General features: G+C 73.4%; 27 protein-coding genes. 13 read left to right on the top strand and 14 right to left on the bottom strand.

The genetic code is table 11. The features are described 5' to 3' along the window. The first annotated feature begins 306 nt into the window (after positions 1 to 306). Complete coding sequence (locus AB0D29_RS33880) at positions 307 to 1,950, top strand: DNA repair helicase XPB (protein ID WP_362859529.1); 1,644 nt, start codon at positions 307 to 309, stop codon at positions 1,948 to 1,950. On the opposite strand, the gene AB0D29_RS33885 is transcribed toward AB0D29_RS33880, so the two are convergent. Both AB0D29_RS33885 and AB0D29_RS33890 read right to left on the bottom strand, forming a co-directional pair. Next, positions 1,916 to 2,701, bottom strand: a complete 786-nt coding sequence (locus AB0D29_RS33885) for a glycosyltransferase family 87 protein (RefSeq protein ID WP_362859531.1) — start codon at positions 2,699 to 2,701, stop codon at positions 1,916 to 1,918. The genes AB0D29_RS33880 and AB0D29_RS33885 overlap by 35 nt on opposite strands. Before the next feature lie 104 nt (positions 2,702 to 2,805). Further along, complete coding sequence (locus AB0D29_RS33890; RefSeq protein WP_362859533.1) at positions 2,806 to 2,991, bottom strand: hypothetical protein; 186 nt, start codon at positions 2,989 to 2,991, stop codon at positions 2,806 to 2,808. 300 nt (positions 2,992 to 3,291) lie between these two features. Here AB0D29_RS33890 and AB0D29_RS33895 point away from each other — a divergent pair, with 300 nt between their 5' ends. Further along, entirely contained in the window at positions 3,292 to 5,352 is a 2,061-nt protein-coding gene (locus tag AB0D29_RS33895) for an AAA family ATPase (protein ID WP_362859535.1), read from the top strand. A 122-nt stretch (positions 5,353 to 5,474) separates the two neighbouring features. On the opposite strand, the gene AB0D29_RS33900 is transcribed toward AB0D29_RS33895, so the two are convergent. Then, the gene (locus AB0D29_RS33900) at positions 5,475 to 6,161 is read right to left on the bottom strand and encodes a copper homeostasis protein CutC (protein ID WP_362859536.1); all 687 of its coding nucleotides are present in this window, start codon (positions 6,159 to 6,161) and stop codon (positions 5,475 to 5,477) included. Positions 6,162 to 6,270: 109 nt separating this feature from the next. On the opposite strand from AB0D29_RS33900, the gene AB0D29_RS33905 reads away from it, so the two are divergent. Together AB0D29_RS33905 and AB0D29_RS33910 are read left to right on the top strand one after the other, a co-directional pair. Next, positions 6,271 to 6,963: a hypothetical protein gene (locus tag AB0D29_RS33905; RefSeq protein ID WP_362859538.1), complete on the top strand. Its 693-nt coding sequence runs from the start codon at positions 6,271 to 6,273 to the stop codon at positions 6,961 to 6,963. Positions 6,964 to 7,017: 54 nt separating this feature from the next. After that, on the top strand, positions 7,018 to 8,229 hold the full coding sequence (locus AB0D29_RS33910) for a Cmx/CmrA family chloramphenicol efflux MFS transporter (protein WP_362859609.1): 1,212 nt from the start codon (positions 7,018 to 7,020) through the stop codon (positions 8,227 to 8,229). Positions 8,230 to 8,255: 26 nt separating this feature from the next. On the opposite strand, the gene AB0D29_RS33915 is transcribed toward AB0D29_RS33910, so the two are convergent. Genes AB0D29_RS33915 through AB0D29_RS33925 form a run of 3 tightly spaced genes read right to left on the bottom strand, consistent with a single transcriptional unit; the run spans position 8,256 to position 9,511 of the window. Then, positions 8,256 to 8,801 carry an SMI1/KNR4 family protein gene (locus AB0D29_RS33915; protein WP_362859539.1) on the bottom strand — a complete coding sequence of 182 codons (546 nt, stop codon included), beginning with the start codon at positions 8,799 to 8,801 and terminating at the stop codon, positions 8,256 to 8,258. A gap of 55 nt (positions 8,802 to 8,856) precedes the next feature. Then, a complete protein-coding gene (locus AB0D29_RS33920; RefSeq protein WP_362859540.1) occupies positions 8,857 to 9,129 on the bottom strand; it encodes a DUF4031 domain-containing protein in 273 nt (90 codons plus the stop codon). Positions 9,130 to 9,136: 7 nt separating this feature from the next. Further along, positions 9,137 to 9,511, bottom strand: coding sequence for a hypothetical protein (locus AB0D29_RS33925; protein WP_030718971.1), 375 nt, complete (start codon positions 9,509 to 9,511; stop codon positions 9,137 to 9,139). 100 nt (positions 9,512 to 9,611) lie between these two features. On the opposite strand from AB0D29_RS33925, the gene AB0D29_RS33930 reads away from it, so the two are divergent. From AB0D29_RS33930 to AB0D29_RS33960, 7 genes are all read left to right on the top strand, one after another. Beyond that, positions 9,612 to 10,535 (top strand): MurR/RpiR family transcriptional regulator, encoded by a 924-nt coding sequence (locus tag AB0D29_RS33930; protein ID WP_362859541.1) that lies wholly within the window; start codon positions 9,612 to 9,614, stop codon positions 10,533 to 10,535. Positions 10,536 to 10,598: 63 nt separating this feature from the next. Continuing rightward, positions 10,599 to 11,522, top strand: a complete 924-nt coding sequence (gene murQ / locus AB0D29_RS33935) for an N-acetylmuramic acid 6-phosphate etherase (RefSeq protein WP_362859542.1) — start codon at positions 10,599 to 10,601, stop codon at positions 11,520 to 11,522. 35 nt (positions 11,523 to 11,557) lie between these two features. Beyond that, positions 11,558 to 13,051, top strand: coding sequence for a PTS transporter subunit EIIC (locus AB0D29_RS33940; RefSeq protein ID WP_362859543.1), 1,494 nt, complete (start codon positions 11,558 to 11,560; stop codon positions 13,049 to 13,051). Between the two features lie 72 nt (positions 13,052 to 13,123). Then, a complete protein-coding gene (locus AB0D29_RS33945; protein ID WP_362859545.1) occupies positions 13,124 to 14,359 on the top strand; it encodes an MFS transporter in 1,236 nt (411 codons plus the stop codon). A gap of 23 nt (positions 14,360 to 14,382) precedes the next feature. Beyond that, the gene (locus AB0D29_RS33950; protein ID WP_362859546.1) at positions 14,383 to 14,808 is read left to right on the top strand and encodes a hypothetical protein; all 426 of its coding nucleotides are present in this window, start codon (positions 14,383 to 14,385) and stop codon (positions 14,806 to 14,808) included. Positions 14,809 to 14,885: 77 nt separating this feature from the next. Then, positions 14,886 to 15,473 (top strand): GNAT family N-acetyltransferase, encoded by a 588-nt coding sequence (locus AB0D29_RS33955; protein ID WP_362859547.1) that lies wholly within the window; start codon positions 14,886 to 14,888, stop codon positions 15,471 to 15,473. A 145-nt stretch (positions 15,474 to 15,618) separates the two neighbouring features. After that, a complete protein-coding gene (locus AB0D29_RS33960) occupies positions 15,619 to 15,825 on the top strand; it encodes a hypothetical protein (protein WP_362859548.1) in 207 nt (68 codons plus the stop codon). A 6-nt stretch (positions 15,826 to 15,831) separates the two neighbouring features. Here AB0D29_RS33960 and AB0D29_RS33965 read toward each other — a convergent pair whose 3' ends face one another. The 4 genes from AB0D29_RS33965 to AB0D29_RS33980 form a co-directional block, all read right to left on the bottom strand. Next, the gene (locus AB0D29_RS33965) at positions 15,832 to 16,359 is read right to left on the bottom strand and encodes an amidase (RefSeq protein WP_362859550.1); all 528 of its coding nucleotides are present in this window, start codon (positions 16,357 to 16,359) and stop codon (positions 15,832 to 15,834) included. Beyond that, positions 16,356 to 16,577: a hypothetical protein gene (locus AB0D29_RS33970; protein WP_327414702.1), complete on the bottom strand. Its 222-nt coding sequence runs from the start codon at positions 16,575 to 16,577 to the stop codon at positions 16,356 to 16,358. The genes AB0D29_RS33965 and AB0D29_RS33970 overlap by 4 nt, the downstream gene beginning before the upstream one ends. A gap of 203 nt (positions 16,578 to 16,780) precedes the next feature. After that, positions 16,781 to 18,184 carry a PQQ-binding-like beta-propeller repeat protein gene (locus AB0D29_RS33975; protein WP_362859552.1) on the bottom strand — a complete coding sequence of 468 codons (1,404 nt, stop codon included), beginning with the start codon at positions 18,182 to 18,184 and terminating at the stop codon, positions 16,781 to 16,783. 106 nt (positions 18,185 to 18,290) lie between these two features. Then, a complete protein-coding gene (locus tag AB0D29_RS33980) occupies positions 18,291 to 19,469 on the bottom strand; it encodes a S8 family serine peptidase (RefSeq protein WP_362859554.1) in 1,179 nt (392 codons plus the stop codon). 362 nt (positions 19,470 to 19,831) lie between these two features. On the opposite strand from AB0D29_RS33980, the gene AB0D29_RS33985 reads away from it, so the two are divergent. Beyond that, the gene (locus tag AB0D29_RS33985; protein WP_362859556.1) at positions 19,832 to 20,173 is read left to right on the top strand and encodes a protease inhibitor I9 family protein; all 342 of its coding nucleotides are present in this window, start codon (positions 19,832 to 19,834) and stop codon (positions 20,171 to 20,173) included. A gap of 103 nt (positions 20,174 to 20,276) precedes the next feature. Next, positions 20,277 to 21,905, top strand: coding sequence for a serine/threonine-protein kinase (locus AB0D29_RS33990; protein WP_362859558.1), 1,629 nt, complete (start codon positions 20,277 to 20,279; stop codon positions 21,903 to 21,905). Between the two features lie 46 nt (positions 21,906 to 21,951). On the opposite strand, the gene AB0D29_RS33995 is transcribed toward AB0D29_RS33990, so the two are convergent. The 4 genes from AB0D29_RS33995 to groL all read right to left on the bottom strand — a co-directional run bounded on the left by AB0D29_RS33995 (position 21,952) and on the right by groL (position 25,289). Then, positions 21,952 to 22,569 (bottom strand): phosphoribosylanthranilate isomerase, encoded by a 618-nt coding sequence (locus AB0D29_RS33995; RefSeq protein WP_362859560.1) that lies wholly within the window; start codon positions 22,567 to 22,569, stop codon positions 21,952 to 21,954. A gap of 32 nt (positions 22,570 to 22,601) precedes the next feature. Then, positions 22,602 to 23,156, bottom strand: coding sequence for a hypothetical protein (locus AB0D29_RS34000; protein ID WP_362859562.1), 555 nt, complete (start codon positions 23,154 to 23,156; stop codon positions 22,602 to 22,604). Between the two features lie 6 nt (positions 23,157 to 23,162). Then, positions 23,163 to 23,507 (bottom strand): hypothetical protein, encoded by a 345-nt coding sequence (locus AB0D29_RS34005; RefSeq protein ID WP_362859563.1) that lies wholly within the window; start codon positions 23,505 to 23,507, stop codon positions 23,163 to 23,165. A 159-nt stretch (positions 23,508 to 23,666) separates the two neighbouring features. Next, entirely contained in the window at positions 23,667 to 25,289 is a 1,623-nt protein-coding gene (groL, locus tag AB0D29_RS34010; protein WP_362859565.1) for a chaperonin GroEL, read from the bottom strand. Positions 25,290 to 25,404 lie beyond the last annotated feature (115 nt).

Below are 25,404 nucleotides of genomic sequence, written 5' to 3' on the forward strand. Positions count from 1 at the left end.
AACGTGTCGGGGGGTCGGAGCGTCTGGGCACCTTGCGTTCGACGCCCTGCGGGGATCACCCCGACACACACCCGACCCCGCCCCAACCGGCCCGGCCCGACCCGCTGCATAAATCCAGCCTCGCCGCACCACAATCCAGCCTCGCCGGCGTTTGAGGCGCGGGGTGCGGGGCGGAGCCCCGGGCTTCGGCCGCGCCGGGAGAGGGCGGCATTCCCGGGCGGGAGCCAAACCGTACGGGGATACGGCAGACTGGAGGTTTGGCCGCCCGCGCCCGGGCAGCCGTCTCACCGCTGGAAAGGGACGCGCGTGAACGGACCGCTCATCGTCCAGAGCGACAAGACCCTCCTGCTCGAGGTCGACCACGAGCTCGCCGGAGCCGCGCGCCGCGCCATCGCTCCGTTCGCCGAGCTGGAGCGGGCCCCCGAGCACATCCACACCTACCGGATCACCCCCCTCGGCCTGTGGAACGCCCGCGCCGCCGGGCACGACGCCGAGCAGGTCGTCGACGCGCTCGTCGAGTTCTCCCGCTACCCCGTCCCGCACGCGCTGCTCGTCGACGTGGCCGAGACGATGGCGCGCTACGGCCGCCTCACCCTCTCCAAGCACCCCGTGCACGGCCTGGTCCTGACCAGCACCGACCGGCCCGTGCTGGAGGAGATCCTGCGGTCCAAGCGGATCACCCCGCTCGTCGGCGCGCGGCTCGACGCCGACACCGTGGCCGTGCACCCCTCCGAGCGCGGGCAGATCAAGCAGACGCTGCTCAAGCTGGGCTGGCCGGCCGAGGACCTCGCCGGTTACGTCGACGGCGAGGCGCACGCGATCGACCTGGCCGAGGACGGCTGGGCGCTGCGCCCGTACCAGCAGCAGGCCGTCGAGGGCTTCTGGCACGGCGGCTCCGGCGTGGTCGTGCTGCCCTGCGGCGCCGGCAAGACGCTGGTGGGCGCCGGGGCCATGGCGATGGCCAAGGCGACCACGCTGATCCTCGTCACGAACACCGTCTCGGCCCGCCAGTGGAAGCACGAGCTGGTCAAGCGGACCTCGCTGACGGAGGAGGAGATCGGCGAGTACTCCGGCACCCGCAAGGAGATCCGGCCCGTCACGATCGCCACGTACCAGGTCCTGACGACGAAGCGGAAGGGTGTCTACCCGCACCTGGAGCTCTTCGACTCCCGGGACTGGGGCCTGATCGTCTACGACGAGGTGCACCTGCTGCCCGCGCCGGTCTTCAAGTTCACCGCCGACCTCCAGGCCCGCCGCCGCCTCGGCCTGACGGCCACCCTCGTGCGCGAGGACGGGCGCGAGTCGGACGTCTTCTCGCTGATCGGGCCGAAGCGGTTCGACGCGCCGTGGAAGGAGATCGAGGCGCAGGGCTACATCGCGCCGGCGGACTGCGTCGAGGTCCGCGTCAACCTGACGGAGTCGGAGCGGCTCGCGTACGCGACCGCCGAGACGGAGGAGAAGTACCGCTTCTGCGCGACGACCGCGACGAAGCGGAAGGTCACGGAGGCGCTGGTGCGCAAGCACCAGGGCGAACAGACCCTCGTCATCGGGCAGTACATCGACCAGCTCGACGAGCTCGGCGAGCACCTGGACGCCCCCGTCATCAAGGGCGAGACCTCCAACGCGCAGCGCGAGAAGCTCTTCAACGCCTTCCGCGAGGGCGAGATCAGCGTGCTGGTCGTGTCGAAGGTCGCGAACTTCTCCATCGACCTGCCGGAGGCCACGGTCGCCATCCAGGTGTCGGGCACCTTCGGCTCCCGCCAGGAGGAGGCGCAGCGCCTGGGCCGCGTCCTGCGCCCGAAGGCGGACGGCCACGAGGCCCGCTTCTACTCGGTCGTCGCGCGCGACACCATCGACCAGGACTTCGCGGCGCACCGCCAGCGCTTCCTGGCCGAACAGGGCTACGCCTACCGGATCATGGACGCCGACGAGCTGCTGGCGAGCGACTGACGGACGCGGGGTGACCGTCCCCGGGGCCCGGTGCGGCCGGTGTGCGGGCTGCGGCGATCAGCAGGGCCAGCAGGGGGACCGACCAGACCCACAGGGTCGGCCAGTCCGGGACGGCCGCGGGCAGGTGCCGGGTCCAGAAGGCGGCCGAGTCCTGCGGGAGGACCAGCAGCCCGAGCAGCACGGTGGCGGCGAGGGCGGCCAGCGCGGTCAGTCCGGCCCGGACGCGGCGGGTCGCCAGCAGGTACGGGACGAACGCCGCCGGGGTGAGGGTGATCCCGGCGGCGATGCCCAGCGCGAAGCCCTTGCCGAGCGCGGCGCCGGGTCGGCCGAGGTCCCACAGGACCAGGCAGGCGAGGGCCAGGTTGACCTGGCCGGGGAGCGGGGCCTGGAACAGCGGCCCCAGCCACAGTCCGGCGACGGTGGCGGCCAGGACGGGCCCGGGCCTGGCCGCCAGTCCCGCGAGGCGCCAGGACAGGGTGATCAGCAGGGCGAGCAGCCCGGCATCGCCCAGGACGAGGACGGCCTTCAGTACGCCGGCGGGCAGCCCGGCGGCCGGTGTGAACAGGATCGCCGCGAACGGCGGATACGCCTCGGACGGACGCCACTCGGCGGCGCAGAACCCGTCGACGAGGGCATCGGCCACCGGAACCCGCAGCGCGACGCCGAGCACGCCCAGCACGAGCAGCGGCCCGGTCACCAGCACGCCGGCGAAGGGCAACGGTAAGCGGCTGTGGGCAGGGCTCCGGGTCACGCGCGTGACCCTAGTGGATCACCCAACGCACCACACCGCGCGCCCTTTCCACCGCCGACCGCCCTGCCGCCCGACGGCTCGACTTCGACGGGCAGGGCGTGCGCTCAGCGGCGTATGACGCCGGCGTCCTCGGCGTATTCGCCCAGGACGACGACGCTCACGGCCGCCGCGGCGAAGATCCTGGCGGCGTGCAGCGCACGGCCGAGGCGGTGGGTCGGACGGGCGTCGGAGAGGGGTGTGGCGCCGCGCGGGCGGCCACCCTGGACCGGGGTGAAGGTTGCGGTGCTCATGTGTCCATGGTGCTTTTCCGGCCCCGCGCGTCACATCGCCCTGCGGGCTGAACCTCGGGCCCCGCGGCATCCTCCTCGCGGCCCATGCCGACCCCTGGGGCCCTCCCTGAGGTATGACACTCCCCCGTATGACACCCGTACGGCGGTCCCGTGCGGGACGGACGGAATTCGTTCGCGCCGCCCCGCCCCGGTGGCTAGAATCTCCGCTCTTGCCGCCTCCCACCGCCTCATCGGGGAGAGCCGCCCCCCGGTTGGAAACCGGCGGGCTTCTGTTCCGCACCAGCAGCTGGAGGCAGTCCCGTGCCCGCGCACGCCCCCGAGTCCGAGTCCGACCCGCTCGCCCGCGAACGGGCCCACCTCTCCCGCTCGCGCTCCGCCCTGCGCGCGATGCGCGAGGACGTCGAGGCCCTCGACATCCGCGACGTCACCGCGAACTGGGTCAACGCGATCGTCCTCCAGGCCCAGATCGACGACCGCATCAAGGCCCTCGCCGACCTCTCGCACACCCCGCTCTTCTTCGGCCGCCTCAACTACCTGCACGCCCCCGGGGCCGAACTCGCCGAGGGCGCGGAGGGCGAGCAGTTCTACATCGGCCGCCGTCACGTCCACGACGCCGACGGCGATCCGATGGTCATCGACTGGCGCGCGCCCGTCTCCCAGCCGTTCTACCGGGCCTCCAAGAAGGACCCGCAGGACATCGCGCTGCGCCGCCGCTTCGGCTACACCGGCGGCGAGCTGACCGCGTACGAGGACGAGCACCTGTCCGACCCGGCCGAGGCCGCCGCCGTCAGCAAGCTGCTCCAGCAGGAGATCGAGCGGCCGCGCGTCGGCCCCATGCGGGACATCGTGGCCACGATCCAGCCCGAGCAGGACGAGATCGTCCGCTCCGGCCTGTCCGGTTCCGTCTGCGTGCAGGGCGGCCCCGGCACCGGGAAGACCGCCGTCGGCCTGCACCGCGTCGCGTACCTCCTCTACGCGCACCGCGACCGCCTCGCCCGCACGGGCACCCTCGTCATCGGGCCGAACCGTTCCTTCCTGCACTACATCGAGCAGGTCCTCCCCGCGCTGGGCGAGCTGGAGGTCAAGCAGGCCACCGTCGACGACCTGGTCGCCCGCGAGGGCCTGGAGGTACGCGGCACGGACGCCGCCGAAACCGCCGTGGTCAAGGGCGACGCCCGGATGGCGGAGGTGCTGCGCCGCGCGCTCGGCTCGCACGTCACCGCGCCGACCGAGCCGCTGATGGTGGTGCGCGGTTCGCGCCGCTGGCGGGTGCCCGCGTACGAGATCGCCGAGATGGTCGAGGAGCTGCAGAAGCGCGACATCCGCTACGGCGCGGCCCGGGACGCGCTGCCGCAGCGCATCGCGCACGCGGTGCTCGTACGGATGGAGCAGGCGGGCGAGGCGCCGGACGACCGCGTGCAGGACGCGGTGGCCCGCAACGCGGCGGTGAAGGCCGCGGTGAAGGCGGTCTGGCCGCCCGTCGAGCCGGCGAAGCTGGTGCTGCGCCTCCTGTCGGACCCCGATTTCCTCGCGCTGCACGCGCAGGACGTCCTCACGGCGGACGAGCAGAAGCTGCTCCTGTGGCCGAAGCCGTTCCGGAGCGTGAAGTCGGCGAAGTGGTCGGCGGCTGACCTGGTCCTGATCGACGAGGCCGCGGACCTGGTGGAACGCACGCACTCGCTGGGCCACGTCGTGGTCGACGAGGCCCAGGACCTGTCGCCGATGCAGTACCGGGCGGTGGGCCGGCGCTGCACGACGGGCTCGGCGACGGTCCTCGGCGACCTCGCGCAGGGCACCACCCCGTGGGCCACGCGCAGCTGGGACGAGGCCCTGACGCACATGGGCAAGCCGCAGGCGGTGCTGGAGGAGCTGACGGCGGGCTTCCGCGTGCCGCGCGAGGTGATCGCGTACGCGTCCCGGCTGCTGCCGTCGATCTCCCCGGGCCTGGCCCCGGTCTCCTCGGTCCGCGAGACCCCGGGATCGCTGCTGATCTCGGAGAGCTCGGACCTGACGGCGGACGTGGTGGCGGCCTGCCGCACGTCGCTCGCCCACGAGGGGTCGATCGGCCTGATCGCGGCGGACGCGCGGATCCCCGCCCTGGCGGAGGCCCTGCTGGCGGCGGGCCTGCCGTACCTGTCGCCGGGCGAGGAGACCACGGCCGAGTCCCGCCTGACCCTCGTCCCCGCCTCGCTGGCGAAGGGCCTGGAGTACGACTACGTGGTGCTGGACGAGCCCGCCGCGATCGTCGACGGCGAGCCGGACGAACGCACGGGCCTGCGCCGCCTGTACGTCTGCCTCACCCGCGCCGTCTCAGGCCTCACGGCCCTCCACGCAACCCCCCTCCCCGCCGCCCTGTCCTAACCCGCGGCCGCCCTCCCGGGGCTCCGCCCCGCTCCAGCCCCGCCGGCGATCCTTCAGCCCCGCCGGCGCTTGAGGCGCGGGCGCGGAGCGCCGTAGGGGGTCCGGGGCGGAGCCCCGGCGGGTCAGGCCAGGGCCGCGCGCCAGGCGGCGACGGCCTCGGCCGAGACGGGGCGGCCCCACCCGGAGGGACGGGCCGCGCCGCCGATGTGGAACGCGTCGACGCCGGCGGAGCGCAGCACCGGCAGGTGCGCGAGGGTCAGCCCGCCCCCCACCAGCATCCGCGCCCCGTACCCCGGCTCCCCCCGCCGCGCCGCCTCGGCGACCAGCACCGGCAGCCCCTCGTCGACCCCGGCCGCGGAGCCGGCCGTCAGGTACGTGTCCAGCCCGGGAAGGTCGGCCAGCGCCTTGCGCAGCTGGTCGCGGTCCGCCGCGCGGTCGATCGCCCGGTGGAAGGTCCAGCGGCAGCCGTCCAGCTCCGCGACGACCGCCTCGACCGCCGCCAGGTCGGGGGTGCCGTCCGGGTTCAGGAAGCCGAGGACGAACTCCTGCGCGCCCTCCGCCCGCAGCTCCCGCGCCGCGCGGACCAGGTCGGAGACGTCCCCGGCCGCGAAGCCGTCCGTCTTGCGGAGCATCACGCGCAGCGGGATGTCGACCGCCGCTCTGATCGCCGCGAAGGTCTCGCGCGCCGGGGTGAGCCCGTCGGCGGCCATGTCGGTGACCAGTTCGAGTCGGTCCGCCCCACCGGCCTGGGCCGCGATCGCGTCCTCCGCGTCGAGGGCGATCACCTCCAGGAGCGCACGGTTGCTCATTCGTTGCCGTCCTTCGTCCGGTATGAAAAATAGGTCTAGTCCAATATCCAGGGTACGGGCCTCCCCCCGCGCTCCACCAGCACCATCACGCCACCCCCACAATGTGCGCATGGACACAGGCACCCAGCACCCCGACACCGGTCCCGACACCGCGGCCCTCCAGGCCCGTTGGCGGGCCACCGTCGCCGCCGCCGGCGCCACCGCCGACCGCGATCCCGCCCCCTACGCCGAGCGCCTGCTCGCCGCCTGGGCGGAGCCGCAGCGCCGCTACCACACCACCGCGCACCTGGCCGACGTACTCGCACGGATCGACGTACTGGCTCCGCACGCCGCCGACCTCGCGGCCGTGCAGCTCGCCGCCTGGTTCCACGACGCCGTCTACCGGCCCGACCGCTCCGAGAACGAGGAGCGCAGCGCCGCCCTGGCCGAGCGCGCCCTCCCCGAGCTCGGCATAGGCGCGGCCCGCACCGCCGAGGTGGCCCGGCTGGTCCGGCTCACCGTCACCCACGACCCCGCCCCCGGCGACACCGACGGCGAGGCGCTCTGCGACGCCGACCTCGCCGTCCTGGCCGGCGCCCCGGAGGCCTACGCCGCCTACGTGGCCGCCGTGCGCGCCGAGTACGGGTTCGTCCCGGACGAGGCCTTCCGCACCGGCCGCGCGGCCGTGCTGCGCCAGCTGCTCGACCTGCCCCGCCTCTTCCGCACTCCCTACGGCGCCACGCACTGGGAGGCCCCGGCCCGCGCCAACCTCGCCGCCGAGCTCGCCGCGCTGGAGGCCCCCGAACCCTCCGGGGGAATTTGATCGCGTTCACGCCGGTTGGTGACAGTCATGCCCGCAGATGCCGTACGCCCCCGCATGCCCGTCGCCGTCTACATCCTCGGACTGTCCGTCTTCGCGCTCGGCACCAGCGAATTCATGCTCTCCGGGCTGCTGCCGCCCATCGCGCAGGACATGGGCGTCACCATCCCGCAGGCCGGCCTGCTCATATCCGCCTTCGCGATCGGCATGGTCGTCGGCGCGCCACTGCTGGCCGTGGCCACCCTGCGGCTGCCGCGCCGCACCACCCTGATCGCCCTCATCAGCCTCTTCGGCCTCGGGCAGGTCGCGGGCGCGCTGGCCCCCACGTACGAGCTCCTCTTCGCCTCCCGCGTGGTCTCGGCGTTCGCCTGCGCCGGCTTCTGGGCCGTGGGCGCGGCCGTCGCCATCGCCATGGTCGACCGCGACCAGCGGGCCCGCGCGATGGCCGTCATGATCGGCGGGCTGTCGATCGCCAACGTCCTCGGCGTCCCCGCCGGCGCCTTCCTCGGCGAGCACCTGGGCTGGCGCTCCGCGTTCTGGTCGGTCGGCGCGGCCTCCGCGATCGCCCTCGCCGGCATCCTGGCGCTGATCCCGAAGATCCCGCTGCCCGCCGAGAAGCCCTCGCTCGGGCGCGAGCTGCGCATCTACCGCGACCGCCAGGTGTGGCTCTCCATCGCCGTCACGGCGCTGGCCGCGGGTGGCGTCTTCTGCGCCTTCAGCTACCTGTCACCGCTGCTCACGGACGTGGCCGGACTGGACTCGCGGTGGGTCCCGTGGATCCTCGCGCTCTTCGGCATCGGCGCGCTGGCCGGGACCACCGTCGGCGGGCGGGTCGCCGACGCGCACCTGTTCGGCGTGATGATCTGGGGCATCACCGCCTCGACCGTCTTCCTGGGCGCGCTCGCCCTGCTGGCCTCGTTCCAGGTCGCGGTGGTCGCCCTCGCCTTCCTGATCGGCTTCTCGGCCTTCTTCACCGCGCCGGCGCTCAACGCCCGCATGTTCAACGTGGCCGGTGCCGCCCCGACCCTGGCCGGCGCCACCACGACGGCCGCGTTCAACCTCGGCAACACCGGCGGCCCCTGGCTCGGCGGCACCGTCATCGACGCGGGCCTCGGCTTCGCCGCCACCGCCTGGGCCGGCGGCGCGATGACGGTCACCGCGATCGCCCTGGCCGTGGCCGCCCTCCGCCTGGACCGCCGCCGCAGCGCCCCGACCCGCGTCATCGCCTCCTCGACCCCGGCCCTGACGGGCGAGCCCCAGAAGGTCTAGGCCGGGGCGCGCCCGGGGGGTGGGGCTCAGCGGCAGAGTTCGAAGAGGTCGTCCTCGAAGGTGTCGAACTCCGCCTGCGCCTCGGTGATGATCTCCCGGGCGGGCCGGCGCGGGGTGGTCGCGTGCCGCTCGGCGATCGCGGCCAGGGTCGCGTCGGGGCGCGCCCCGCGCTCCCCGTGCAGGGCCGCTTCGCGCGGCCCGAAGCCGTCGGCCAGCACCCACAGCAGGTCGGACAGGTTCCCGGCGGCCAGGCCGACCTCGCCCTCCGAGTCCATGAACACCACGGGCTGCTCGGCGAGCGGCCGCCCCTGGCGCGCGTACCAGATCGCGGCGAGGCCGCCGGCGCCGTCCTGGCCGAAGATCCGCAGGCCGGCGCCGTCGAGCTCGTGGTTCCCGGTCCAGTGGCGCAGCCAGTCGGTGGTCTCCTCGGCGGACAGGAAGGCCTCGTACGGGGCGAAGTCGACGCCCTCGTCCTCGCCCTCGCCCTCGTCGCCGTAGTCGAACCCGATCCCGGACACCTCGGTCAGGGCAGGCGGGAAGCGGCGATCGTCGTCGCCGGTCGTGCTGAACATTCCCGCAGGCTAACGCTCCCCACCGACAGCCCCGGGAAGACGGCGGCCGCTACGGCTACGGCTGCGCCGGGCGGCCCTTCGGGCGGCGCAGGCCGGCCTCGGTGAGCCGGCGGACGAGTTCCTTGCTGCCGATCTCCACGGCGCCCGCGCCGACCGCGTCCGCGTACCGGTACGAGGGCACGTCGTAGTGGTCCCGCTCGAAGGCCCGCGGCGGGCAGCCGATGCCGGCCGCGAAGGCGTGCAGCTCCTCGTACGAGACGTCGCTGACGAGGTGGGACCACATGCGGCCGTGGCCCGGCCAGGTCGGCGGGTCGATGTAGACGGTCACGGGCGGCTCACCGGAGACCGAAGACGGGGCCCAGGCCTCCGACCGCGGCCACTTTCACGCCCGCCTCCGAGCACACCCAGTGCGGGTCGGGTCCCAGTTCCGGTTCCACGTCCAGCGCGTGCGGATCGCCGTGCGTACAGACCGGGCACAGCGGCCAGCGGCCGTACTTCTCCAGCAGCGCGTCCTGCACGTCCTGGGCGACGAGTCCGGGGAGGTAGTCGACGCCCTCCGGCCACTGCTCCACCCACCACCGGCGGTGCGTGACCGAGTCCTCGACGAGGGAGACGACATCGGCATCGGCGACCTCGCCGGCGGCGAGATCGGCGAGAACAAGTGCACGGGCGACGTGCAGCGCCTGTTCCAAGGGGGTCGCGTGGTCCATGGGCCCATTGTGGACCTGAGCGGGCCCGGTGACGAAGGCCCTCTTTCCGGGGGCCGTATGGCGTATTGACGCCCACCACCCCCGAAAATAGGTTTCAGGTGTGAGCGAGAACACGAAAGAAACTTTCAGCCCCCCGACGCAGGCGCAGACCGCGCCGCCCGCCCCGGTGCCCTCCGCCCTCCGGGCCCGGGTCCGGAGCCTCGCTCCGGCGATGACGCGTTCCGTGCGCGCCGTCGCCGAGGCCGTCGCCTCCGATCCGGCCGGATGCGCACGGCTCACCGTCTCCGGCCTCGCCGCGCACACCGGCACCAGCGAGGCCACCGTCGTCCGCGCCGCCCGCCTCCTCGGCTACCCCGGCTACCGCGACCTGCGCCTCGCGCTCGCCGCCCTCGCCGCCCAGCAGGAGTCCGGCGCCGCCCCCGCCGTCACCGTCGACATAGCCGTCGACGACCCGCTCGCCGACGTCGTCGCCAAGCTGGCCCACGAGGAGGCGCAGACCCTCACCGACACCGCCGCCGGACTCGACCTGACCCAGCTGGCCGCCGCCGTCACCGCCCTCGCCACCGCCCGCCGCATCGACGTCTACGGCGTCGGCGCCTCCGCCCTCGTCGGCCAGGACCTCGCCCAGAAGCTGCTGCGCATCGGGCTCGTCGCGCACGCCCACGGCGACCCCCACCTGGCCGTCACGGGCGCCGTCCAGCTGGGGCCCGGCGACGTCGCCGTCGCGATCACCCACTCCGGCTCCACCGGCGACGTGATCGAACCGCTCCGCGTCGCCTTCGAGCGCGGCGCCACCACCCTCGCCCTCACGGGCCGCCCGAACGCCCCCGTCGCCCACTACGCCGACCACGTACTGGCCACCTCCGCCGCCCGCGAGACCCAGCTGCGCCCGGCCGCCATGTCCAGCCGGACCAGCCAGCTGCTCGTCGTCGACTGCCTCTTCGTCGGCGTGGCGCAGCGCACGTACGAAACCGCCGCCCCCGCCCTGGCCGCCTCCTACGAAGCCCTGGCCCACCGCCACTGACCCATCCGGCCCCGCCAAAAGGAGCGGGGTCCGGGGCGGAGCCCCGATCTTGAAGGAGCACCCATGACCGCACGCGCAGACCTCCGCGCCCAGCTGGACACCCTCACCACCGAGGCCTTCCGCCAGGACCTCGCCGAGATCGACCGGCTGTCCACCCTCGACATCGCCCGCACCATGAACGCCGAGGACGCCACCGTCCCGGCCGCCGTCGCCGCACAGCTGCCGCACATCGCCGCCGCCATCGACGCGATCGCCGTACGGATGGCCCGCGGCGGCCGCCTCGTCTACGCGGGCGCCGGCACGGCCGGCCGGATGGGCGTCCTGGACGCCAGCGAGTGCCCGCCCACCTTCAACACCGGCCCCGCCGACGTCGTAGGGCTCATCGCCGGCGGTCCCTCCGCCATGGTCAAGTCCGTCGAGGGCGCCGAGGACTCGCCGGAGCTGGCCGCCGCGGACCTCACCGCCCTGCACATCGGCCCGGACGACACGGTCATCGGCATCTCCGCCTCCGGCCGCACCCCGTACGCGATCGGCGCCGTCACCTTCGCCCGTACGCGCGGCGCGCTCACCGTCGGGCTCTCCTGCAACGCCGGCTCCGCCCTCGCCGCGGCCGCCGAGCACGGCATCGAGGTCGTCGTCGGACCCGAACTCCTCACCGGCTCCACCCGCCTGAAGGCGGGTACGGCCCAGAAGCTGGTCCTCAACCTCATCTCGACGATCACCATGATCCGCCTGGGCAAGACCTACGGGAACCTGATGGTCGACATGCGCTCCTCCAACGAGAAGCTGCGCGCCCGCGCCCGCCGCATCGTGGCCCTGGCCACCGGCGCGCCCGACGCCGAGATCGAGGCCGCGCTCACCGCCACCGGCGGCGAGGTCAAGAACGCCGTCCTCGTGATCCTCGGCGGCGTCGACGGCCCGAAGGCCGCCGAACTGCTCTCCGCCTCGCACGGCCACCTGCGCGCGGCCCTCACCGAAGCCCGCTGACCCGACCCCACCCCCTACGGCAAGGCGACCACCACATGTCCACTGACAAGAACCGCGCCACAGCCGCCGCGATCCTTCCTCTGGTCGGCGGCCCGGACAACGTCACCTCCGTCGCGCACTGCATGACGCGGCTGCGCATCACGCTGCGCGACCGTTCCCTGGTCCAGGACGAGGCCCTGCGGGCCCTCCCCGCCGTCCTCGGCGTGGTCGAGGACGAGACGTACCAGATCGTGCTGGGCCCGGGCACCGTCGCCCGCGTCACCCCGGAGTTCGAGGCACTGCTCGAGGAGGCCCGCGCGGCGGCCCCGGTCACCCCCGCCGCACCCGCCCCGCACACCGTCACCGCGGCGGACCTGCAGGCCCAGGGCGCGGCGCTGAAGGAGGCCCAGAAGGCGCGCAACGCCACCCCGTTCAAGCTCCTCCTGCGCCGGATCGCGAACATCTTCGTCCCGCTGATCCCGGCGCTGATCGGCTGCGGCATCATCGCGGGCCTGAACGGCCTGCTGACGAACCTGGGCTGGCTGCCCGCCGTCGTCCCGGCGCTCGCCGCCATCGCGTCCGGCTTCATGTCGCTGATCGCCGTGTTCGTCGGCTACAACACCGCCAAGGAGTTCGGCGGTACGCCCATCCTCGGCGGCGCGGTCGCCGCGATCATCGTCTTCCCGGGCGTCGCCAAGATCGACGCCTTCGGCCAGCAACTCTCCCCCGGCCAGGGCGGCGTCCTCGGCGCGCTCGCCGCGGCCCTGCTCGCCGTGTACGTCGAGAAGTGGTGCCGCACCTGGGTCCCCGAGGCACTGGACGTCCTGGTCACCCCGACCCTCACGGTCCTGCTCTCGGGCCTGGTCACCCTGTTCGGCCTGATGTTCCTCGCCGGTGAGGCCTCGGCGGCCATCGGCACCTTCGCCGACCGGCTGCTCGCGACCGGCGGCGCCTTCGCGGGCCTGGTCCTCGGCGGCCTCTTCCTGCCCCTCGTGATGCTGGGCCTGCACCAGGCCCTGATCCCCATCCACACCACGCTCATCGAACAGTCCGGTTACACCGTCCTGCTGCCCATCCTCGCCATGGCGGGCGCGGGCCAGGTCGGCGCGGCCATCGCCGTCTACTACCGGCTCCCGCGCAACGGTTCGCTGCGCACCACCATCAAGTCCGCCCTCCCGGCCGGCTTCCTGGGCGTGGGCGAGCCGCTCATCTACGGCGTCTCCCTCCCCCTCGGCCGCCCCTTCGTCACCGCCTGCGTCGGCGGCGCGGCCGGCGGCGCCTTCGTCGGCCTGTTCAACCAGCTCGGTGTTGCCTTCGGCTCCACCGCCATCGGACCCTCGGGCTGGGCCCTGTTCCCCCTGCTGGACGGCAAGTCGAGCGTCGGCGTCACCCTCGCCATCTACGCGGGCGGCCTCGCCGTCGGCTACCTGGTCGGCTTCGCCGCCACCTACTTCTTCGGCTTCACCCGCCAGATGCTGGCCGACCTCAACACCGATCCGGACACGACCGCCGCGGCCACCGAACCCGCCAAGGAACCGGCGCTGACCTGACGGCCGCGCTCGCCGTGACCGCACCGAGGGAGCTTGCCCTCCAGTTGGTCGAGGGCCCTAGCGTCACCGGCCATGGCATCCCTCGACACCGCCCAAGACAGCACGACGCGCCCGGCCCTTCCCCGCACGTACCTCGTCTGGCTCGCCGGCACCCGCGCCTCGCTGCTCGGTGATGCCGTCCTGTACTTCGCCCTCAGCTGGGCGGCGAGTGCACACGGTGGCGGGACGGGTGCGCTGGTCCTGACCGCCATCACCCTTCCGCGGACCCTGCTGCTGTTGCTGGGCGGCGCCGTCGGCGACCGGTTCGGCGCGCGCAGGGTGATGGTCGTCGGGGACGCCGTGATGCTCACGGCCACGCTCGCGCTGGCTCTCGCCGGTTCGCGCACGGACCCCTCTCCCTGGCTCCTCGTCACGGTCGCGGCCGTGGTCGGCACGGTCGACGCGTTCTACCTGCCGGCCGCCGGGTCCATGCCCCGCAGTCTGGTGGGCGAGGCGCAGCTCCCGAGGGCGTTGGCCGTGCAGCAGGCGGCCGGACAGGTCGCCTCGTTGCTCGGGGCCCCACTGGGCGCCGTACTCGTCGCGGCCGCCGGCCTGACCGGCGCGGCGCTCGCCGACGCGGGCACCTTCGCGATCGTCCTCGTCGTACTCGTCCTCGTCCGGCCGGCCTTCGACGTCGAACGGTCGCCTCGCGGGGAGGGCCTGCTGGCCGGGGCGGCGGACGGGGTGCGGGTCGCCGTGGCGGATCCGGCCCTGCGGTCCGCGCTGCTGCTGACGGCCGCTGCCGCGTGCTTCCTCCTGCCGGTGGTGTCCCTGCTGAACCCGCTCCTGGCCCGGGAGCACGGCTGGAGTGCCGGGGCGGCCGGTCTGATCGCCGGTGGTCAGAGCCTGGGGGTGATCGCCGTGGCGCTGGTGGTCTCGCGGCGGGGCACCCTGCGCCGGATCGGCCGGGGTGCGGCGCTCGGGCTGTGCGTCGCGGCGCCGGGAATCGCCGCGGTGGCGCTGGCCGGGGAGGCCGGCGTGGCCTTTGCCGTGGCCGGGGGAATCGTCACCGGTGCGGGTTCCGGGATGTTCGCGTGCCACATCGGTCCGCTGGTGCTGACCGGCGCCCCGGGCACGCACCTGGCCAGGTTGCAGGCGTCACTGACGCTCGTTCAGAGCCTGGCGCTGGTGGTGGGCAACAACGCCCTCGGCGCCCTCGCCGATGCCCGCGGAGCCACGGCCGCCGCGGCGCTCTGCGCGGCGGGCACCTGCGCCGCGGGCCTCACGGGCCTCGCCCTGAAGCCGCTCCGCAGCCTGCGTCAGACGTGAACCGTGGCGGGGAAACTGTCCCCATGCTGCTCCCCGCCGAAGCCGTGGCCGCCACCGCGCTGATCGAGGTCGTACGCCTCACCGCCCCGCCCGCGCGCCCCGGCCGCCCCTTCACCGGTGACCCGGTGGGCCACTGGGCGGAGACGGAGGCGCAGTCCGCCCTCTCCCTGATCGAGTCCCTGCCCGGGAGCGGGCAGCACCGCTGCGGCTTCCACCCCGGCTGGGCGCTGCGCGCGTACGAGGCCACGCTCACCTTCGCCCTGTTCGAGGCGCAGTTCTGCTTCAGCTGCCACGAGGTCCGCCTCCACGGCCCGGACGCCCCGCCCGCCCTGTCCCGCCAGTTCTTCGACCCGAACTCCCCTCAGGCCCGAACCCTCCTGACCCGCCTCCGATCCTGCGCCACACCATCAGCCCATCCAGCCCCGCCTGGGGGCACCTCCCAGCGGTAGCTGGGGGAGTTTGAGGCGCGGGGTCCGGGGCGGAGCCCCGATCTTGTGGCTCAGCCCGGCTGCGCCATGATGCATGCATGATCGACTCGATACCCCCCGTGGTCCCGGCCGGCCGGATGCGCGAACTCCCCCAGCCCGAGCTGCCGCTCCCCGGCGAATGGCTCCTGCGCCCCTGGGCGGCCCAAGACGCCCCCGCACTCGTGGACTGCTTCCTCGACCCCGACATCCGGCACTGGAACCGCCCGAGCCGGCTCGACCTCCCCGGGGCCGAAGAACGGATCACCCGCTTCCACGACCGCTGGCAGGCCGAAGAGGCCGCGATCTGGGCCGTCGCCCCCGCCACCGGCGGCCCGGCCGTCGGCCTGATCGGACTGGCCGACCTCGACCTCCCCGGCGGCAGCGGCGAGATCCTCTACTGGCTGCTGCCCGCCGGCCGCGGCAACGGCCTCATGGTCCCGGCCACGACACACGTCACCCGCTGGGCCTTCGACGACCTCGGCCTGCACCGAGTCCGCATCACCCACTCCGTGGCCAACCCGGCCTCGTGCGCCGTCGCGACGAAGGCCGGATTCCCGCTGGAAGGCACCATGCGCGGCGCCCTCCTGCACGCGGACGGCTGGCACGACGAGCACCTGCACGCCCGCCTGCGCACCGACCCGAGGTAGCCGCCGCCCCACGGGCCGACCGGCCGTGTCGTCGCGCGGCTCGCCTCGCGGGCCTCCTGTGCAGCGCCCATGCTGGGTAGTAGGGCGCCGTCGGATCGAGGCCTGTCCTCGGAGGGGCCGAACGGGCGCCCGAGAGGAGCACGTCATGCGTATGCGAAGAATGCTGGGCCTCGCCTTGGCCGCAGCCACCCTGGTCGGCGCGAGCGCCGTCGGTGCCGTCAGCGCTCAGGCCGCCGCGTCTCCGACCATCACCGGTGAAGAGTGCACGGCCGCCGGCGGACAGGTCACGTCGTTCCCCTACAGGGGCTCCAGCTGCACGTTGCCTGACGGGACCACGCAGCCGATCACCTGACCCCCTCTACGACGGAACGGGCATCGCGGCGGTCCGCAGGAAGCCCGCCAGGTCGTCCACGGCGTAGCCGAGCCTCGGACCGCGCTCGGCCGCCATCAGCAGCAGCTGCCCCACGATCTCGGCTCCCCAGCCGTCCGTACCGTCCTCGGACCACTCCCACAGTTTCTCGATGCCGAGCCCGGTCATCAGCAGCCCGTGCCCCGTACGGATCTCCGCGCACAGCTCCGCGACCGCGTCCAGCAGCCGCCCGCCGGGCCGCTCGCACCGCAGCCCCAGGCACCCGCCGAAGTCCTCGACCACACAGCCCTGCGGCGGGCCCGCCCGGAGCCCCGCGTAGCGCGGATCGTCGAACCCGGGATAGCCCTCCACCGGACAGTGGACCAGCGTGAACCGCTGCCATCCGGCCGGCGGGGGTGGCTGCGGAGGTCCGTCCGATGCCGCGCGGGCCCCGCGCGGCGCCAGCGCCGTCTCCAGGCCGCGCAGCTTCCAGCCCAGTTCGAAGGCGAACTGCGCCGCGTCCACCGCCTCGCTCACGCGCCCGCCGCCCGCTCGTGCAGTACGGCGGCCAGCCGCAGGGCGGTGTCCAGGTTGCAGCGGCCCAGGTCGACCAGGGGCAACCCGTACGAGCCGGCGGCCGAGACCCGCTCCACGTCGAGCGAGGGGAACAGCACCCCCACCCCGGCCAGGGACTCCTTGAGCTGCCGCACCGCCTCCTCGGCCGCCTGCATGCGCTCCTGTGGAGTGAGCACCATGACATGTCACCTTTCTACGCTGCGTGTTCGCTTACGACACACAGAGTGGCGACGGGCTCGCGGGCCTTCAAGGGAGCTCCGAGAACAACCCCACCTGTTGGCCGGGGAGTTGTCATGGCAGGTAGGAACCTCGATCCCGCCGGACCGCGCCGAGCCGCCGGCACATCCAACAACCCCCTTGTTGTGGTGTGTGCCTGGCGCGCTCACCAGCCGATCGTCGGGGCCACGTCGAAGATCGGCGGGAGGCGGCCGCGGTCGTCGTCGAGGTTGACGAACGTCGTGCCGTGGAGGTCGAACGACTCGCCCAGCCGAAGGCGCCGCAGGACCGTCGATTCGCCGCCCGGCTTCCCGGTGTGCGGGTCGAGGTGCCAGAGGTGGGTGTACCCGCCCTCCGTGATCACCGCGATCCGGCCGGTCCGGCCGACGGCCAGGGCGCGGATCCGCCAGTCGTGGTCGAAGGCGCGGGTCCACAGGTGACGGCCGTCCTTCAGGGAGAACGCCGCCAGGACCTCCCGCTTCTCCCGTTCCGGGACCGACGCGTACAGCACGTCACCGGCGACCAGCCAGTCCGCCTCGCCCGTGGTCGGGACGTACGGCGCCTGCGATTCCGCGCGCGGGCGGCCCGCGTCGTCGAAGACCAGCAGGCGCCCGTCACCGACGGCGGCGGCCGGGGAGGCCGACACGATGCGCGGGGACTCGTACCCGACGGGCATCGGGAACCGCCAGGCCACGGCACCGGTGCGGGCGTCCAGCGCGGACAACTCGACTCCCTGGCCGGTCCGGGCCAGGAGCAGGACCCGGTCGGGGCCGGCGGCCACCTCCATGGCGGCGGCGCCCGCGGGCAGCCCGGAGCGCCACGACTCGGCACCGGTGGCCAGGTCATACGTGACCACGGCGTCCGCTGTCGCGGTCGCGGCCAGGGAGCCGCCCGCGGACGGCCGGCCCACGAGTTTCGGGATGTCCTTGGTCCAGCGCTGCTCGCCGGACGTGACGTCCACCGCCACCAGGCGGTCGCCGCACGCGCCCTGCGTGGTGCTCAAGGTGAGCAGGCCGGTGCCGGAGGGGGTGTCCGCGCTCATCGCGCACACCGCGCCTCCGGCCGGGGCGGGCAGGGCCCAGCCGCGGCGGCCCTCCCCGTTGTAGCCGGTCACGCCGTCCGCGCGGGCCCGGATCACGAACCCCGTGGCCGGGTCCCCCGCCCAGGACCCGAGCGGCTTCCCGGCGGCCGCGCCCTCCGGGACCTGGTACGAGAAGAGGTCCATGTGCGGACCGCGCAGCCAGGAGAAGCCGAGCCAGCCGGGCCACAGGGAGACGAGCGCGATGACGACGGCCACGGCCCATCCGAGGGCGGAGCGGTATCCGCGGCCCTTCACGGCCGACCACCACAGGCCGCCCGCGACGAGCCCCGCGGCCACGGCCCACAGCACCAGCGGGCCGAGCCCGCGCGGACAGCCCCCGTCGCCGCACACGAGGGCGGGGGCCATGTCCGCGGCGGTCAACTTCACGCACAGGACGGCCCACAGCACCGCGACGGTACTGAAGGCGCAGGCCGCGGCGAGCCGTACGTGGTCCAGGAGCCGCTTCACGAGCGGCGGTGGCGTGTCCATGATCCCCCCGGCCCGCAGCCTAGCCGCCGACGGGGCTGGGCGTGCCGCAGCCCGTGCGCGAGCCTCCGCGCACGGGCCGGGACGGTCCGTCAGGACCCGGCGACGGTCAGAGACCGCCGGTGTTCAGCAGCACGTTCGGGGAGGACTTGCTGATGCTGCTCAGCGCGTCCTTGGTGGACTTCTCGTCGAGGAACTCGTTGAGCTCCCCCGGGTCCGCGTTCGGGTGTTCCTGCTTGTAGAGCACGGCCACACCGGCGACGTGCGGGGCGGCCATCGACGTACCGTCCTGGGCCACACTGCCGCCGCCGAGCTTCGCGGAGACGATGGCCGCCCCGGGCGCGTAGAGGCTGACGCACGACCCATAGTTGGAGAAGTCGGTCTCCTCGTCGTACTGGTTGCTCGCTGCCACCGTCAGCACGCGCGGGGCGGACGCGGGCGAGATGTAGCAGGCGTCCTTCGAGCTGTTGCCCGCCGCGATGACCGGCAGCACGCCCGCGTCGGAGAGCGCGGTCGCCGCGTCGTTCACCGCAGTCGACTTGTCCCCGCCGAGTGAGCCGTTCAGCACGGCCGGCTGCTTGGCGTTCTTCGCCACCCAGTCCATGCCCGCGATGATCCCCGACCAGGTGCCCTTGCCGTCGCAGCCGAGGACGCGGACGCTGATCAGGTTCGCCTTGCGCGCGACCCCGTACGTCTTGCCGGCGACCGTGCCCGCGACGTGCGTGCCGTGGCCCTGGCAGTCCTGGCCGTTGCGGCCGTCCCCGATCGCGTCGAAGCCGAAGGTGGCGCGGCCGCCGAACTCGGTGTGTTCGTAGTCGATGCCGCTGTCGAGGATGTACGCGTTAACCCCCGCGCCGTTGCCCTCCACGGTGAAGTTGTTGTCCAGCGGCAGCTTCTCCTGGTCGATGCGGTCCAGACCCCACGAGTTCGACGGGGCGCGCATCATCCCGGGGGTCTGCATCGGTACGGACTGCACCGCCGCGTCCTCCTCGACCGACTTCACCCCCAGGGCGTTGCGGACGAGCGTCAGCTCCAGTGAGTTCAGCGGGACCGCGAACCCGGTCATCGCCGTGTCGTAGACGAACGACGGCTTCAGGCCCAGCCTCTTCGCGATCTTCACCGCGTCCTGGCCCTTCTCCAGGGTCACGATGTACTTGCCGGGCACCGGATTGGCGGCCTTGACCAGCGGGGCCGGGTTCGGCTCCGGGGCCGCGGCCGATGCCGTGCCGGCCGCTACCGGGGTGATGGTGAGGAGCGTGGCGGTGGCCAGGCGTGCGAGCAGGCGCATGGAAGGAACTCCCTGACGGGGCGAAAGGTCGGCATGGGTGAGCCGCCCCCGCGGCATCGAGTGCTTCGGCGGGTGCGGCCTCCTTTCCATCGGTGCCACCTACACGCGACTTGAACCACCGCCCCCACCCGGCCGATCGTCCGGCGCGCGCGTCAACGCGCGCTGTCGCACAAGCTGCAGAAAGGGTTGTCCCCTGTGCCGCCAAGGCCGCGCCCCGGACCTCGCGCCCCACACCGCTCCAGCAAGATCACCCGTACGGCCCGCCCCCACACCAGGGAGCGCACGACCGGTGCGCTCCCCGTGCCCCCGCCTCACCCACGCACCTCGTTGACCTGCACCGCAGCCCGTGATGCCCTCGGGCCATGCGCAACCGACTGAGCCGAGCCCTGCCCGTGGCCGTCGCCGTCCTGGCCGCCGTCACCGTCGCCCTGCCCGTGTCCGCAGCCACCGCCGCCGAGTCCGTACCCGTATCCCACGCGGCTCCCGCCGACCACTCCACATACATCGTCACCGTGCACCCCGGCCTCGACCCGGCCGCCGTCGCGGACGCCTACGGGATCACCCCGCTGCACGTCTACCGCAAGACGCTGAACGGCTTCGCCGCCCGCCTCTCCCCCCAGCAGGTCGAGGACCTGCGGGCGACCGCGGTCGTGGAGTCGGTCGAGAAGGACGCCGGCGCGACCTCGTTCGGCCCCGGCATCTGACCTCGGCGGGCTCCCCCGACAACCCCCCGCCTTTACGCCCCGCTTAAAGTAAGGCGGATCAACTCATCGGTTGATCGGGGGGTCGGGGGGATCGGGGAGGCCGATGAACAGCGCGACCGGGGTGTTCGAGCCGCTGCACGCGGAGGATCCGCAGACCGTGGCCGGGTACCGCCTCGCGGCCCGGCTCGGCGCGGGCGGCATGGGCCGGGTCTACCTTTCGCACACCCCGGGCGGCCGCCCGGTGGCGATCAAGGTGGTCCGGCCGGAGCTGGCCGAAGACCCGGCGTTCCGGCGGCGGTTCCGCCGTGAGGTGGTGGCGGCCCGACGCGTCCGGGGGGCGTACACCGCCGAGGTGATCGACGCCGACGCCGACGCGGTACCGCCGTGGCTGGCGACCCTCTACGTACCCGGGCCCTCGCTCTCGGAGGCCGTCGCCCAGCGCGGACCGCTGCCGGTGCCCGCCGTGCTGTGGCTGATGGCGGGCGTGGCCGAGGCCCTGCAGGCCATCCACGCCGAGGGCATCGTGCACCGGGACCTCAAGCCGTCGAACGTACTGCTGGCCTCCGACGGGCCCCGCGTCATCGACTTCGGCATATCGACGGCGTCCGACACCACCGCGCCCACGGCCACGGGCAGCACCATCGGCACGCCCCAGTACATGGCCCCCGAACAGGCGTTGGCGGGCGAGACCACCGCCGCCACCGACGTCTTCGCGCTGGGGCAGACGGCGGCGTTCGCGGCGCTGGGCGAGCCCCTGTACGGCACCGGTCCCTCCATGACCGTGCTGTTCCGGATCGTGCACTCCACCCCCGACCTGTCGCGGCTTCCGGAAGAGCTGCAGCCGCTGCTCGCCCGGTGCCTGGCCGCCGACCCGCAGGACCGGGCCACCCCGACGGAGATCGTGGAGTGGTGCCGCAAGCAGCTGGGCGAGGACGCCGACGACACGAGCGGCGGCGGCCCGGCGATCTGGCGGGAGGTGCTGGGCCCGGAGGTGGTGGTCCCCGATCCGGCCCCGACCCCGGCCTCCGCCCCGGGCCCGTACCCGGCCCCGTACCCCACGTCGGCGCACGTGACGCCGATCGTCTGGGGGCCGAAGCCGGTCACCCCGGAGGAACGGCGCAAGCGCGGCCGCCGCGCAGCGGTGATCATCACCACGCTGACGGTGATCGGGACGCTGATGGTCGGCAGCCTGGTCTGGCTCCTGGTGGACGCGGCGCAGAAGGTCCGCCGGGAGGAGGCGGCCGCGGCCGCCGCGTCCAAATCCCCCGGCCCGGCCGCATCGGCCTCCGGCACCGGCGGCAAGGCGGCCGCGCCCTCGCCGAGCCCGTCCCAGCCGCCCAAGGCCGTCCCGTTCCCCATGATGCGCCTGGACGACGAACAGAGCTCGATCACCCTGGGGGACCGGGGCACCCGCAAGGACCGCAACGGCGACATCCGCCTGAGCTGTACCGAGGTCACCTGCAAGCTGGAGAGCGACACCAGCAGGATCATCATGCTGTACGGCGAACCGCAGGGCTCCCTCGACGCGTGCCGGATCATGCTGGAGCACACGACCACGCAGAGCTGGACGCTGTCCGGGGCCGCGGCCGGCAGCGAGTTCTGCATCGTGAACAAGGCCGGAGACGTCGCGCTGCTCGTGATCCAGATCAAGTCGACCGTGGAAGTGCCGGGATTGGCCAAGTGGATCACCGCGGACATGACCCTCTGGCGGCAGGCGATGCCCGCCACCTGACGGTGCGTCCCCGCCCATCGCGTGGAGCGCGTCCGCCCGGCCGCCGTCAGCCCCGGGAGAACCGGGCCGACCGGGCCGCCTCGATGAAGCCGCGGATCAACTCCGGCGACTTCACGCCGCGTTCGCGCTCCACCCCGCTGGACACGTCCACGCCCCACGCGCCGGTCACCTCGACCGCCTCCCGCACGTTGCCCGGGTTCAGCCCGCCGGCCAGCAGCCAGTGCCCCTCGGGCGCGGTGAAGTCCGCCGAGCCCCAGTTCCACGGCTTGCCGGAGCCCGGGTCGGGGGCGTCGAGCAGCAGCAGGTCCTCGCCGTACTCGCCGCAGCGCTTCGCGTGCTCGGCGGTGGCCCGCAGCAGCGTCCGGCCCTCGGCGCGCAGCGCCGCGAAGTCCTCGGGGCCCTCCTCGCCGTGCAGCTGCACCCCGCGTACGCCGCTCTCCTCGGCGAACCGGCGCACCTCCGCGACCGCCTGCCCCCGGAACACGCCGACGGTGAGCACGCCGTCCGGCACCCGCGCGGCGAGCTCCCGCGCGGTGGCGGCATCGACCGTGCGCGGGCTGCCGGGCGCGAAGACGAACCCCACGGCATCGGCCCCGGCCGCCACGGCGGCGTCGACGTCCCGCGCGGTCTTCAGACCGCAGATCTTGACGAAGAGATCAGCCATGTTCCCAGCCTATGCGGACCGGGACGACGGCTTCAGCGGCCCACCTGCACGGGGCCCAGCACCGCCCCGCCGATCGCGGCCGCGAGCTGGGCCGCGCCCACCTCGTCGGCGTACCGGAAGTGCACGTAGACGGTGTGCCGGCCGTCGGGATGCTCCTCGTTGATGTCGAGTTCCACCCGCTGGTTCGTCGAGTCCTGCGACCAGGACGGGACCTCGGGCGGCCATTCCCCGCGCCAGCGCATCTTGGCCGCCCCGTCACCCAGCGCGCTCAGGAAGGCCTGTTCGACGGGGCCCGGAGCCACGTCCGCGTCCACGGTCAGCGGCAGTTCGGCCGCCAGCTCCCGCTCGTCGCGGGGCAGTTCGGCGCCCGTGAACCAGACGTCCCGGTCCCAGTCGTACGACGGCTCGAACAGGCCCGTCGGAAGGAGCGCCGCCAGCCGCCGGGCCTCCTCGACGGTGAGCGCCTGCGCGACCAGCCACAGCTCCGGGTCGAGCGGCCGCATCCGCGCGCACAGCAGGCGGGCCCGCCGGTGGGCCTCCGCGAGGTCGTCGGTCCGGAACACGGGGTAGGCCCTCGAACTTCCCATCGCCGCTCAGCCCTGCTCCGGCTCGCCCAGCACGCTGCCGCCGACCGCGGCGGCGAGCCGCTCGGCGCGGCCCGGGTCGCCGAACTTGGTGACGTGGACGTAGAGGGTGTGGACCCCGCCGACCTGCCGGGACCAGTCGCAGTGGTCACCGTTGAGGACCAGCTGCACGCCGTCGTACTTCGGCGAGGCGTACGAGCGCACCTCGGGCACGCCCGCGACCGTGCTCAGCTCCGCCCCCACCCGCACCCCTTCGTACCGGCGGGCCGGCAGCCCGCACAGCAGTCGCGCCTTGGCGTACGCCTCGGCGGGATCGGTGGTGCGGTGGACCGGATACGCGACGGAATTCCCCATGGCCGTACGCTCACACGCCCCCACCCACCCCGGCCAGCGGTTTTACCCCCGATCGGCGCCGCCTGCCGGGAACGCCCGAGGGCGGCACCCCCCTGTACGGGGAGTGCCGCCCTCGGTCGAAGAACAGCCGATCAACCAGTGGCCGGAGCCAGGGGTCGATCAGAAGTCCATGTCACCGCCCGGCATGCCGCCCGGGGCGCCGGCGCCGGCCTTCTCGGGCTTGTCGGCGATGACGGCCTCGGTGGTGAGGAACAGCGCGGCGATGGACGCGGCGTTCTGCAGGGCAGAGCGCGTGACCTTCGCCGGGTCGATGATGCCCTCGGCGATCATGTCGACGTACTCGCCGGTCGCGGCGTTCAGGCCGTGACCGATCGGGAGGTTGCGCACCTTCTCGACGACGACGCCACCCTCGAGACCACCGTTGACGGCGATCTGCTTCAGCGGGGCCTCCAGGGCGAGCTTCACGGCGTTGGCGCCGGTCGCCTCGTCACCCTCGAGCTCCAGCTTCTCGAAGACCGCGGAGGCCTGGAGCAGGGCCACGCCACCACCGGCGACGATGCCCTCCTCGACGGCCGCCTTCGCGTTGCGAACGGCGTCCTCGATGCGGTGCTTGCGCTCCTTGAGCTCAACCTCGGTCGCGGCACCGGCCTTGATGACGGCCACGCCGCCGGCCAGCTTCGCGAGGCGCTCCTGGAGCTTCTCGCGGTCGTAGTCCGAGTCGGAGTTCTCGATCTCGGCGCGGATCTGGTTCACGCGACCGGCGACCTGGTCGCTGTCACCGGAGCCGTCGACGATGGTGGTCTCGTCCTTGGTGATGACGACCTTGCGGGCGCGGCCGAGCAGGTCGAGACCGGCGTTCTCCAGCTTGAGGCCGACCTCCTCGGAGATGACCGTGCCGCCCGTGAGGATGGCGATGTCACCGAGCATGGCCTTGCGGCGGTCGCCGAAGCCCGGGGCCTTGACGGCGACGGACTTGAAGGTGCCGCGGATCTTGTTGACGACGAGGGTGGAGAGCGCCTCGCCCTCGACGTCCTCGGCGATGATCAGCAGCGGCTTGCCGGACTGCATGACCTTCTCCAGGAGCGGCAGCAGGTCCTTGACCGAGCCGATCTTGGAGTTGACGATCAGGATGTACGGGTCGTCGAGGGACGACTCCATGCGCTCCATGTCGGTGGCGAAGTACGCCGAGATGTAGCCCTTGTCGAAGCGCATGCCCTCGGTGAGCTCGAGCTCCAGACCGAAGGTCTGCGACTCCTCGACGGTGATGACGCCTTCCTTGCCGACCTTGTCCATGGCCTCGGCGATGAGCTCGCCGATCTGGGTGTCGGCGGCGGAGATGGAGGCCGTGGAAGCGATCTGCTCCTTGGTCTCGACATCCTTCGCCTGGGCGAGCAGGGCGGCGGAGACGGCCTCGACGGCCTTCTCGATACCACGCTTGAGGGCCATCGGGTTGGCGCCGGCGGCAACGTTGCGCAGGCCCTCGCGGACGAGCGCCTGGGCCAGCACGGTGGCGGTGGTCGTACCGTCGCCCGCGACGTCGTCCGTCTTCTTGGCGACTTCCTTGACCAGCTCGGCGCCGATCTTCTCGTACGGGTCCTCGAGCTCGATCTCCTTGGCGATGGAGACACCATCGTTGGTGATCGTGGGGGCGCCCCACTTCTTCTCAAGGACGACGTTGCGACCCTTGGGGCCAAGGGTGACCTTGACGGCGTCGGCGAGCTGGTTCATCCCACGCTCGAGGCCGCGGCGGGCCTCCTCGTCGAACGCAATGATCTTGGCCATCTGAAGTGGTCCTCCCGGACAGCGGTGGATTGCTCCCAGGACCGCGCCCGCGCCCGCGACGGACGGCCTGCGTGCCCGGCGGTTCCTTCCCACCGGACCCTGCGGGCCTCACCGA

The sequence above is a fragment of the Streptomyces sp. NPDC048424 genome (assembly GCF_040651555.1).
Taxonomy (GTDB): Bacteria; Actinomycetota; Actinomycetes; order Streptomycetales; family Streptomycetaceae; genus Streptomyces.